The 9,929-nt window shown below is 69.9% G+C and carries 7 protein-coding genes; 5 read left to right on the forward strand and 2 right to left on the reverse strand.

Annotated elements, in window-relative coordinates; translation table 11 throughout:
- Positions 1 to 145 precede the first annotated feature (145 nt).
- Complete coding sequence (locus JWR86_RS10120) at positions 146 to 1,330, forward strand: CoA transferase (protein ID WP_299564518.1); 1,185 nt, start codon at positions 146 to 148, stop codon at positions 1,328 to 1,330.
- 45 nt (positions 1,331 to 1,375) lie between these two features.
- Here JWR86_RS10120 and JWR86_RS10125 read toward each other — a convergent pair whose 3' ends face one another.
- Positions 1,376 to 2,869: a sigma-54 dependent transcriptional regulator gene (locus tag JWR86_RS10125; protein ID WP_299564521.1), complete on the reverse strand. Its 1,494-nt coding sequence runs from the start codon at positions 2,867 to 2,869 to the stop codon at positions 1,376 to 1,378.
- 224 nt (positions 2,870 to 3,093) lie between these two features.
- On the opposite strand from JWR86_RS10125, the gene JWR86_RS10130 reads away from it, so the two are divergent.
- Positions 3,094 to 4,869 carry a M3 family oligoendopeptidase gene (locus tag JWR86_RS10130; protein ID WP_299564525.1) on the forward strand — a complete coding sequence of 592 codons (1,776 nt, stop codon included), beginning with the start codon at positions 3,094 to 3,096 and terminating at the stop codon, positions 4,867 to 4,869.
- Positions 4,870 to 4,912: 43 nt separating this feature from the next.
- Here the strand turns inward: JWR86_RS10130 and JWR86_RS10135 are convergent, their stop codons facing one another.
- Positions 4,913 to 5,707 carry an MBL fold metallo-hydrolase gene (locus tag JWR86_RS10135; protein WP_299564529.1) on the reverse strand — a complete coding sequence of 265 codons (795 nt, stop codon included), beginning with the start codon at positions 5,705 to 5,707 and terminating at the stop codon, positions 4,913 to 4,915.
- A gap of 62 nt (positions 5,708 to 5,769) precedes the next feature.
- Here JWR86_RS10135 and JWR86_RS10140 point away from each other — a divergent pair, with 62 nt between their 5' ends.
- From JWR86_RS10140 to JWR86_RS10150, 3 genes are all read left to right on the forward strand, one after another.
- Complete coding sequence (locus JWR86_RS10140) at positions 5,770 to 7,041, forward strand: TIGR03862 family flavoprotein (RefSeq protein ID WP_299564532.1); 1,272 nt, start codon at positions 5,770 to 5,772, stop codon at positions 7,039 to 7,041.
- 86 nt (positions 7,042 to 7,127) lie between these two features.
- On the forward strand, positions 7,128 to 8,495 hold the full coding sequence (locus JWR86_RS10145; protein WP_299564535.1) for an AarF/UbiB family protein: 1,368 nt from the start codon (positions 7,128 to 7,130) through the stop codon (positions 8,493 to 8,495).
- Positions 8,496 to 8,669: 174 nt separating this feature from the next.
- The coding region (locus JWR86_RS10150) for a DEAD/DEAH box helicase (protein ID WP_299564538.1) at positions 8,670 to 9,929 on the forward strand (1,260 nt) is incomplete at its 3' end.

Here is a 9,929-nt window from a genome sequence, read left to right on the forward strand (position 1 = left end):
CGTCACGGTCGCGCCGCGCCACGAGGCGCGCTGCATCCGGACCGAGCACTCGCGCGAGCTGCTGGCCCCGCCCGATGTGGCCGCCCTTCAGCCGCCCGAGACGGCGCCGCTTTAGCTCACGGCCCGAGGACGCTAGAACATCAGCATGACCGCCTCCCATGGCCCGCTCAGCGGGATTCGCGTTCTCGACCTCAGCCGCGTCCGGGCGGGCCCGACCGCCGTGCGGCAGCTCGCCGATTGGGGCGCCGACGTCATCAAGATCGAGATGCCGGAGGGGCGGGAGGCCGGGGATTACAGCGGGCCGCGCCTCGGCTCGGATTTCCAGAACCTGCAGCGCAACAAGCGCGGCATGACCCTGAACCTCAAGGAGCCGCGCGGTCGCGAGACGTTCCGGCGTCTGGCCGCCACCGCCGATGTCGTGGTCGAGAACTACCGGCCCGACGTGAAGGATCGCCTCGGCCTCGATTACGAGAGCCTGCGGGCCCTCAATCCCCGGCTGATCCTGGCCTCCATCTCAGGCTTCGGCCAGACCGGCCCCTACCGGGATCGGCCGGGCTTCGACCAGATCGCCCAGGGCATGGGCGGGCTAATGTCCATCACCGGCCTGCCCGGGCAGGGGCCTGTGCGGGCCGGCATTCCGGTCGCGGATCTCTGCGCCGGCATCTTCTGCGCCCAGGGCATTCTCCTGGCTCTGATCGAACGGGAGCGTTCGGGCCAGGGCCAGTGGGTGCAGTCGTCGCTGCTCCAGTCGCAGATCTTCATGCTGGACTTCCAGGCCGCGCGCTGGCTGACGGAGGGCGAGGTCCCGGTCCAGGCCGGCAACAACCACCCGACCTCCATCCCGACGGGCGTCTACGAGACGCAGGACGGCCACATCAACATCGCAACCGCCGGCCAGGCCATCTGGGAGCGCTTCGCCCGGGCGGTCGGGGCCGAGGACCTGATCGGGCATCCGTCCTACGCGACCGGGAAGCTGCGCTCGGCCAACCGCGACGCGCTCAACGCCGAGATCGGCCGCATCCTGCTCGGGGAGACCAGCGAAACCTGGATCGAGCGGCTGAACCGGGCCGGCGTGCCCTGCGGCCACATCTACCGAATCGACGAGGTCTTCGCCGACCCGCAGGTCCAGCATCTCGACCCTGCCGTCGAGATCGAGTCCCCGCATGCCGGCAAGCTGACCCTGCTGCGGCAGCCGATGACCCTGTCCCGCACGCCATCGCGGATCGACCGCCATCCGCCAGCCATCGGCGAGCATACGGACGAGATTCTGCGCGAGGCCGGCTTCGCCGAGCACGAGATCGCAGCTTTGCGCGAGGGCGGCGTGGTCTGACCAGCCTGGTCTGACCGCCGGGCCGTCGCGGCCGGGCCGGAGCCGTCAGGCCGCCTGTTCGGTGGCGCTGTCCTCCTCGGCGCCGTCCAGGCCGAGGTCCTTGAGCTTCCGGTACAGGGTCGAGCGGCCGATCCCGAGCCGCCGCGACACCTCGGACATGTGGCCCCGATAGTGGGTAAGCGCGAAGCGGATGATCTCCGCCTCGACGTCCTCAAGGCGCTTGACCTCGCCCGATTCGGCCACCAGCGAGGTGGCGTGCGGATCGCGCACCTCCACCCTGACGATCTCGCGGACGGGCGGCGAGGACGCGGCGTACTCGGCCGAGGCCGCGGGGGCCGGCGGAATGCGGACCTCGAACCCCTGCACCTGCTGGGCGATCTGAGGGAATTCGGCCAGGGTCAGCTCGTCGCCGTCGCAGAGGACGACGGCCCGGAACATGGCGTTTTCGAGCTGCCGCACATTGCCGGGCCAGTCGTAGCGCGACAGGAGCGCCATGGCCTCGGCCGCGATGCCCCGGATGCGCTTGCCTTCCTCGGACGAGAATCGGGCCAGGAAGGACAGCGCGAGGTCCGGAATGTCTTCCCGGCGCGCGCGCAGGGGCGGCAGCGTCATCGGGAACACGTTGAGCCGGTAGTACAGATCCTCCCGAAAGCTGCCCTCCTTCACCATGTCCAGCAGGCTGCGGTTGGTGGCCGAGATCAGCCGGATGTCGACCCGGACCGAGCGCTTGGCTCCCACCGGGTCCACCTCGCCTTCCTGGATGGCGCGGAGAAGCTTCACCTGGGCGGAGGGCGGCAGCTCGCCGATCTCGTCGAGGAACAGGGTGCCGCCGGAGGCCTCGACGAACTTGCCGGAATGTTTCTCAGTGGCGCCCGTGAAGGCCCCCTTCTCGTGGCCGAACAGGGTCGATTCCACGAGGTTCTCGGGGATGGCTCCGCAATTCACAATGATGAAGGGCTTGCTGCGCCGGTCCCCGGAGCCCTGGATGGCCCGTGCCAGGACCTCCTTGCCGACACCGGATTCGCCCTCGATCAGCACCGGGATGGAGGATTTGGCCGCCCGTTCGGCCAGACGCAGAAGGCGCACCATGTCCGGGCTGCGGCTCGCGAGGTCGCGAAAGCCGAGCGTTCCGCCGGCCCGGCGCCGCAGGCGCCGCACCTCCTCCTGCAGCGAGCCCAGCCGGAGCGCATTCTTGATCGAGACCTGAAGGCGCTCGGCCCCGACGGGCTTGACCACGAAATCGACTGCCCCGGCGCGCATCGCGTTGACGACCGTTTCGATCGTGCCATGCGAGGTCTGAACGATGGCCGGGATCTCGATCTTGGCCTCCCGCATGGCGGCCAAGACGCCGAAGCCATCGAGACCGGGCATCACGAGATCCAGCACGACCAGCGCGAGCGGCTCGCCTGATCGCATCACGGCGAGGCCTGCCGCGCCGTCTTCGGCCAGCAGCACACCGTAGCCGAGGCGGCGGATCATGGCGTCGAGCAGCCGGCGCTGAACGGGGTCGTCATCGACGATCAGGACGGTCTGCGACATGGCCTCGGTTCGATCTCGGGAGGGTGCATGCTCGGCCAGAAGGGTAAATCCAGCCTTAACCTTGGCACCCCGAGCCGCCGATCGACGTTGATCGGGACGACCAGCCGGCCGATATGACATCGGCAGACGCGAGGACGCTTCACCCGATGTCACCGGTCCCTCCTGATCACGGCCCTTCCCTTGCACACGCGGCGCTGGCGCAAGGAACCGCCGCTCCCGCCGAGATGGGCAGCCTTCCGGAGTGGAATCTGCATGACCTCTATCCCGGGATGGACAGCGCCGAGTTTCTCGAGGACCTCGCCGGCGCGGAAGCCGAGTGCCGCTCCTTCGCCGAAGCCTTCCGGGGTCGGCTGGACGACCTCGCCCGGGCAGGTGGTGCCGAACTCGGCCCCGTGGTCGAGCGTTACGAGGCGATCGAGGACCGGCTCGGCCGCCTCATGTCCTATGCGGGGCTCGTCTATTCGGGCGACACGACCGATCCGAACCGGGCCAAGTTCTACGGCGACACGCAGGAGCGGCTGACCGCGGCCTCCAGCGACCTCCTGTTCTTCACGCTGGAGCTCAACCGGATCGACGACGCCGTGCTGGAAACGGCCATGGCGCAGCCGCCGCTGGCGCGGTTCCGGCCCTGGATCGAGGACGTGCGGCGCGACCGGCCCTACCAGCTCGAGGACCGGATCGAGCAGTTGTTTCACGAGAAGTCCGTCACCGGGCGGGGCGCCTGGAACAGGCTGTTCGACGAGACCCTCGCCTCCCTGCGCTTCCGGGTGCGGGGAGAGGAGTTGGCGCTGGAGCCCACCCTCAACAAGCTGCAGGATGCCGATGGCGCCATGCGGCGGGAGGCGGCGGAAGCCCTCTCGACGGTGTTCCGGGCCAATCTGCGCGTGTTCGCGCTGACCACCAACACGCTGGCCAAGGACAAGGAGATTTCCGACCGCTGGCGCGGCTTCGAGGATGTGGGCGATTCCCGCCACCTCGCGAATCGGGTCGAGCGGGAGACCGTGGAGGCGCTGGTCGAGGCCGTGCAGGACGCCTATCCGCGCCTGTCGCATCGCTATTACAAGCTCAAGGCACGCTGGTTCGGGCGCGACAGCCTGGATTACTGGGACCGCAACGCCCCGCTGCCGAGGGTGGACCAGCGCACCATCGGCTGGGGCGAGGCGCGCGACACCGTCTTGTCGGCCTATTCCGACTTCTCGCCCGAGATGGCCGCGATCGCGCGCCGGTTCTTCGACGGCAACTGGATCGACGCGCCCGTGCGGCCCGGCAAGGCGCCGGGCGCCTTCGCGCATCCGACCGTGCCCTCGGCCCACCCCTATGTGCTGCTCAATTACCAGGGCAAGCCACGGGACGTGATGACGCTCGCGCACGAGCTCGGCCACGGCGTGCACCAGGTGCTCGCCGCCCCGAACGGCGCGCTGATGGCTCCGACGCCGCTGACGCTCGCCGAAACCGCGAGCGTCTTCGGCGAGATGCTGACCTTCCGGCGCCTGCTCGCCGGGACCACCAACCCGACCCAGCGCCGCGCCATGCTGGCGGCCAAGGTCGAGGACATGATCAACACGGTGGTGCGCCAGGTCGCGTTCTACGCCTTCGAGCGTAAGGTGCATCTGGAGCGCCGCAAGGGCGAGCTCACGCCCGACCAGATCTGCGATCTCTGGATGTCCGTCCAGGCGGAAAGCCTCGGGCCGGCCATTCGGCTGGGCCAGGGCTACGAGGTCTTCTGGACCTACATCCCTCACTTCATCCACTCGCCGTTCTACGTCTACGCCTATGCCTTTGGCGATTGCCTGGTGAACTCGCTGTACGGGGTCTACCAGCGCGCCGAATCCGGCTTCGTCGAGCGCTACTTCGCGCTGCTCGCGGCCGGTGGCACCAAGCCCTACGGCGAACTCCTCGCCCCCTTCGGGCTCGACGCCAAGGATCCGGGATTTTGGCAGATCGGCCTGTCCATGATCGAGGACCTGATCACCGAACTCGAGGGGATGGAGGAGCCGTAAGCGGGCTTCGGCCCGAGCCGCGTCGCCGCCTGTCGGCCGCCGGTCAGGAGATGGCCGCGAGATAGCGCTCGACGGACCGGGCCACCACCGCCTCGCCGTCCTCGGCGATCGAGCGACCCCGGAAGGCGCCGTGCACGCGCCCGTAGCGGAAGGGCGCCAGCGAGGCCGCGATGCGGCGAACCGCGCCGGCGTTGACCGGGATGAAATTCGGGTAGCTCCGCATGAAGCTCAGCGAGCGGCGGTCCTGGCCGACCTGCAGCACGTCGCCCACAAACAGGTCGCCCGCCCCGGCGGCCCGGTGCAGCACCGTCGCGCCCTCGAAATGGCCGCCGCAGCGGATCAGGGTCAGGCCCGGCAGCGGTGAGGTCGTCTCGCCCTGCCAGAGCTGGATGGCCGGTCCGCTCCGTTGGATCCAGGCTGCGTCGTCGGCGTGCAGGTGGATCGGCACGCCGCCGAAGGCCGCGCTCCAGTCCAGCATCGTTGTGTAGTAATGCGGATGCGAGATCGCGATCCCGGCGAGGCCACCCCGGTCCCGGATGGCTGCGATCGCCTCCGCGTTCAGAAGCGCGACGCAGTCCCACAGCAGATTGCCGGCCGGGGTCTCCACCAGCAGGGCGCGCTGCCCGATGGCGAAAGCCGGGACGACGTCCAATCCGAGCACGCCGTGATCGTCCGCGATCCGCATGGTGTGGCTGGCCGCGAGCGCGGCGAGGTCGGTCCAGGCCTGCCCCTCCCAGCGCACCCACTGGCGCTCGTCTTCGCAGACGGGGCAGACGCTCGCCTGCGCAGCCTCGTATTGGGTGCCGCAGGTGATGCAGATCGGGCGGATGGGTCGCATGCGGGCGCACTCCGTGTCCGGCCAGGCGTTGCCGGACGCCGCCCGAGCTTGCATGAGGCGGCATGAACTCGTCCACCGCCGAACCTCTCGAGAGCTTCGCCGTCATCGGCGCCGGACCCGCCGGGCTGATGGCGGCCGAGACGCTGGCCGCCTCCGGCGCCCGCGTGACCGTCTACGACCGCATGCCATCGGTCGCCCGCAAGTTCCTGCTCGCCGGCCGCGGTGGGCTCAACCTGACCCATTCGGAGGGAACGGCCCGCTTCGTCGCCCGCTACGGGCCGGCTGCTGACCGGCTTGCTCCCCTTATCGCGCGCTTTCCGCCTGAGGCGTTGCGCCAGTGGGCGGCGGACCTCGGCGAGGAGACCGTGCTGGGATCGAGCGGACGCGTGTTCCCGAAGAGCTGGAAGACCTCGCCCCTGCTGCGGGCCTGGCTGCGGCGGCTCGAGGGGCAGGGCGTGCGCTTCGCGCTGCGGCATCGCTGGACCGGCATCGGACCCGACGGCGCCCTGGCCTTCGCCACGCCCGACGGCGAGGCGGCCGTCCCGCCGGCCGCCGCCACCATCCTGGCGCTCGGGGGAGCGAGCTGGCCCCGCCTCGGTTCGGACGGCTCCTGGACCGACATCGTGGCCGGCCTCGGCGCCCTGCCCTCCCCGCTCACTCCGGCCAACAGTGCCGTCCTGGTCCCCTGGACCCCGCATTTCGCCGAACGCTTCGCGGGCGAGCCGCTGAAGCGTGTCACGCTGACCTTCGAGGGGCAGCGCTCCCATGGCGACGCCGTGGTCACCCGGGCCGGCCTCGAAGGCGGCTCGGTCTACGCCCTCTCCGGCCAGGTCCGGGACGCGCTCGGCAGCGGCGCGGCAGCGATCCTGTGGATCGACCTCAAGCCGGACCGAAGCGAGGCCGACCTCGCGGCGGCCTTGCGGGCGCCGCGGGCGCACCAATCCACCTCGACCTTTCTGCGCAAGGCGGGCCGTCTCGCGCCGGTTGCGATCTCCCTTCTGCGAGAGGTCGCTGGCCCGGCGTTGCCGGCCGATGCCGACGACCTCGCCCGCCTGATCAAAGCAGTTCCGATCCGGCCGAGCGGAATCGCGCCCCTGGAGCGCGCCATTTCGACCGCCGGGGGCATCCGGTTCGCCGATCTCGATTCCCACCTCATGCTGCGGGCCCGGCCGGGCCTGTTTGCGGCGGGCGAGATGCTGGACTGGGAGGCGCCGACGGGCGGCTATCTGCTCCAGGCCTGTTTCGCCACAGGACGGGCCGCCGCCGAGGGCGCCCTCGCCTGGAGCCGAACGAGCGCTGCGCCGCCCTCGGCCGAGGCGAACGTCGCCGGATGACGATCGGGTGAGAGCCGCAGGCCCGCCCTTTCGGCCCGGCGCCCCGCGCCCCATCTGAGGACACCACGCCAGCCGCCTCGGAAGCCATGCCCGATACCGACACCGAAGCAAATCGCTGGTCCGCACGCGCCGCCCGCTACGCGCGGGTGGGCGCCAATGTCGGAGGTGTGGCGGCCCGCCTGGCCGGCCAGAAGGTCTTCGGGCGCGGCACGGAGGCGTCCAATGCGGCCGCGATCGCCGGCGCCCTCGGCGGGCTCAAAGGCCCGATCATGAAGGTGGCGCAGCTCCTGGCGACGGTGCCGGACCTCGTGCCGCCGGAATATGCGGTCGAGCTGCAGAAGCTGCAGAGCGCCGCGCCGCCGATGGGCGCGGCCTTCGTGACCAGGCGCATGATGAGCGAGCTCGGCCCGGACTGGCGCTCGCGCTTCCAATCCTTCGATCTGAAGCCGGCCGCCGCCGCCTCTCTCGGCCAGGTTCATCGGGCCACCGCTCCGGACGGCTCCGCCCTCGCCTGCAAGCTGCAGTATCCGGACATGCAATCGGCCGTGGAGGCCGACCTGCAGCAGCTCGATCTCGTGTTTGCCGTGCAGCGCCGGATCAGGTCCGTCATCGACACCCGCGAGATCGCCAAGGAGATCGGCGACCGGCTGCGCGAGGAGCTCGACTACATCAACGAGGCCCGCAATGCGGCCCTCTATGGCCGCGTGCTGGCGGAGGTGCCGGAGGTGCGGGTGCCGGCCGTGCGGACCGACCTCTCGACCGGCCGGCTGCTGACGCTCGAGTGGCTGGACGGCGAGGGCATCCTGAACTTCAGGGAAGCGCCCATCGAGGTCCGCAACCGGCTCGCGGTCGCGATGTTCAAGGCGTGGTGGCACCCCGTGGCGCAGGTCGGGGTGATCCACGGAGATCCCCATTTGGGCAATTACAGCGTGTTTTCGGACGGGAGCGGCCAGCCGGCGGGCATCAACCTTCTCGATTACGGCTGCGTCCGGATCTTTCCACCCCGCTTCCTGGGCGGTGTGGTGGACCTCTATTACGGCCTCCTGCACGGTGATCGCGCCCGCGTTGTTCACGCCTATGAGACCTGGGGCTTCCGCCGCCTCTCCTCCGAGCTGATCGACACGCTGAACATCTGGGCCCGCTTCATCTACGGACCGCTTCTCGAGGACCGCACCCGGACCATCGCGGACGGGGTGAAACCCGGCGAGTACGGGCGCCGCGAGGCATTCTCGGTGCATCAGGCGCTGCGCGAAAAAGGCCCCGTCACCGTGCCACGCGAATTCGTCTTCATGGACCGGGCCGCGATCGGCCTCGGCGCCGTGTTTCTCCACCTGAATGCGGAGCTGAACTTTCACCGCATGTTCCAGGCAGAGATCGAGCATTTCGAACTCGAGGCGCTCGCCGCGCGGCAGCGGACCGCCCTGGCGGCGGCCGGGCTGCCCCAGCCGGAGTGACACCTGCGACTCCGCAGACCGACTTTCGATTGACATTGGCCGGCAAAGACTTATGTTCCGGATGCCGGAGCCGTTCGGTTAGCTAGCGCAGTTTGCGCGCGCCGATGCCTCGCCCCGAGCGTCAAGCCACACATTGGGGTCGCGCGAGGCGACCCGGCATGGTCGTTCCCCCGAATGTTGTTTGCTGATCTCGGACTGAGCGAGAAGGTCCTCCAAGCGGCTGAGGCCGCGGGGTATACCGTCCCCACCCCCATTCAGGCGGAGGCCATTCCGCATGTGCTCGCCCGGCGCGACGTGCTGGGCATTGCTCAGACGGGCACGGGCAAGACCGCGGCCTTTGTGCTGCCGATGCTGACGCTGCTCGAAACCGGCCGGGCCCGGGCCCGAATGCCGCGCACCCTGATCCTGGAGCCCACGCGCGAACTCGCCGCCCAGGTGGTGGAGAATTTTGAGCGCTACGGCATCCACCACAAGCTCTCGGTGGCCCTCCTCATCGGCGGCGTGTCGTTCGGCGACCAGGACGTCAAAATCACCCGCGGCGTGGACGTGCTGATCGCCACGCCCGGCCGCCTTCTGGACCACCAGGAACGCGGCAAGCTGCTTCTCACCGGCGTCGAGCTCCTCGTCATCGACGAGGCCGACCGGATGCTCGACATGGGCTTCATTCCGGATATCGAGCGGATCGTGAAGCTCGTCCCCTTCACCCGCCAGACGCTGTTCTTCTCCGCAACCATGCCGCCGGAGATCCAGCACCTCGCGGACAACTTCCTTCACAACCCCGCCCGCGTCGAGGTTGCGCGGCCGGCCTCCGCCGCGGCCACGATCACGCAGCGGCTGTTCGCCACCGGGCCGGAAGGCCACGAGAAGCGGGAACGGCTGCGCGAACTGATCCGGACGGCGCCGGACTTCAAGAACGCGATCATCTTCTGCAACCGCAAACGTGAGGTCGCGCTGCTGCACAAGTCGCTGCAGCGGCATGGCTTCACGGCCGCAGCCCTGCATGGCGACCTTGACCAGCGCGCCCGGATGGCTGCGCTCGACAGCTTCCGGTCCGGCGACGTGCCGCTCCTGGTCGCCAGCGACGTCGCTGCCCGGGGTCTCGACATCCCGGCCGTCAGCCACGTGTTCAACTACGACGTGCCGCATCACGCGGAAGACTACGTGCACCGGATCGGCCGCACGGGCCGCGCCGGCCGATCCGGCCACGCCTTTACGCTGGTCGCGCCGGGCGACGAGCGCTCGCTCGCGGCGATCGAGAGCCTGATGGGCGAGTCCGTGACCTGGGAAGGCCCGAGGGCCGACGAGGCCGCCGCCGGCGAGCGTCGGCCCCGCGGGACCCGCGACGGCCGCCCCGAGCGCAGCCGTGGCGGCCCGAAGTCCGACCGCCCGGCCCCGCGTCGTGGCAGAGAGCGTTCGCGGGAGGCAGCGCCGGAG

The sequence above is a fragment of the Enterovirga sp. genome, assembly GCF_028290205.1.
Taxonomy (GTDB): Bacteria; Pseudomonadota; Alphaproteobacteria; order Rhizobiales; family Beijerinckiaceae; genus Enterovirga.

Excerpts from the sequence above, each read along its gene's own strand:
- JWR86_RS10130 (WP_299564525.1), top strand. The coding sequence starts at position 3,094 with ATGGGCAGCCTTCCGGAGTGGAATCTGCATGACCTCTATCCCGGGATG.
- JWR86_RS10135 (WP_299564529.1), bottom strand. The coding sequence starts at position 5,707 with ATGCGACCCATCCGCCCGATCTGCATCACCTGCGGCACCCAATACGAG.
- JWR86_RS10145 (WP_299564535.1), top strand. The coding sequence starts at position 7,128 with ATGCCCGATACCGACACCGAAGCAAATCGCTGGTCCGCACGCGCCGCC.
- JWR86_RS10140 (WP_299564532.1), top strand. The coding sequence starts at position 5,770 with ATGAACTCGTCCACCGCCGAACCTCTCGAGAGCTTCGCCGTCATCGGC.
- JWR86_RS10120 (WP_299564518.1), top strand. The coding sequence starts at position 146 with ATGACCGCCTCCCATGGCCCGCTCAGCGGGATTCGCGTTCTCGACCTC.
- JWR86_RS10125 (WP_299564521.1), bottom strand. The coding sequence starts at position 2,869 with ATGTCGCAGACCGTCCTGATCGTCGATGACGACCCCGTTCAGCGCCGG.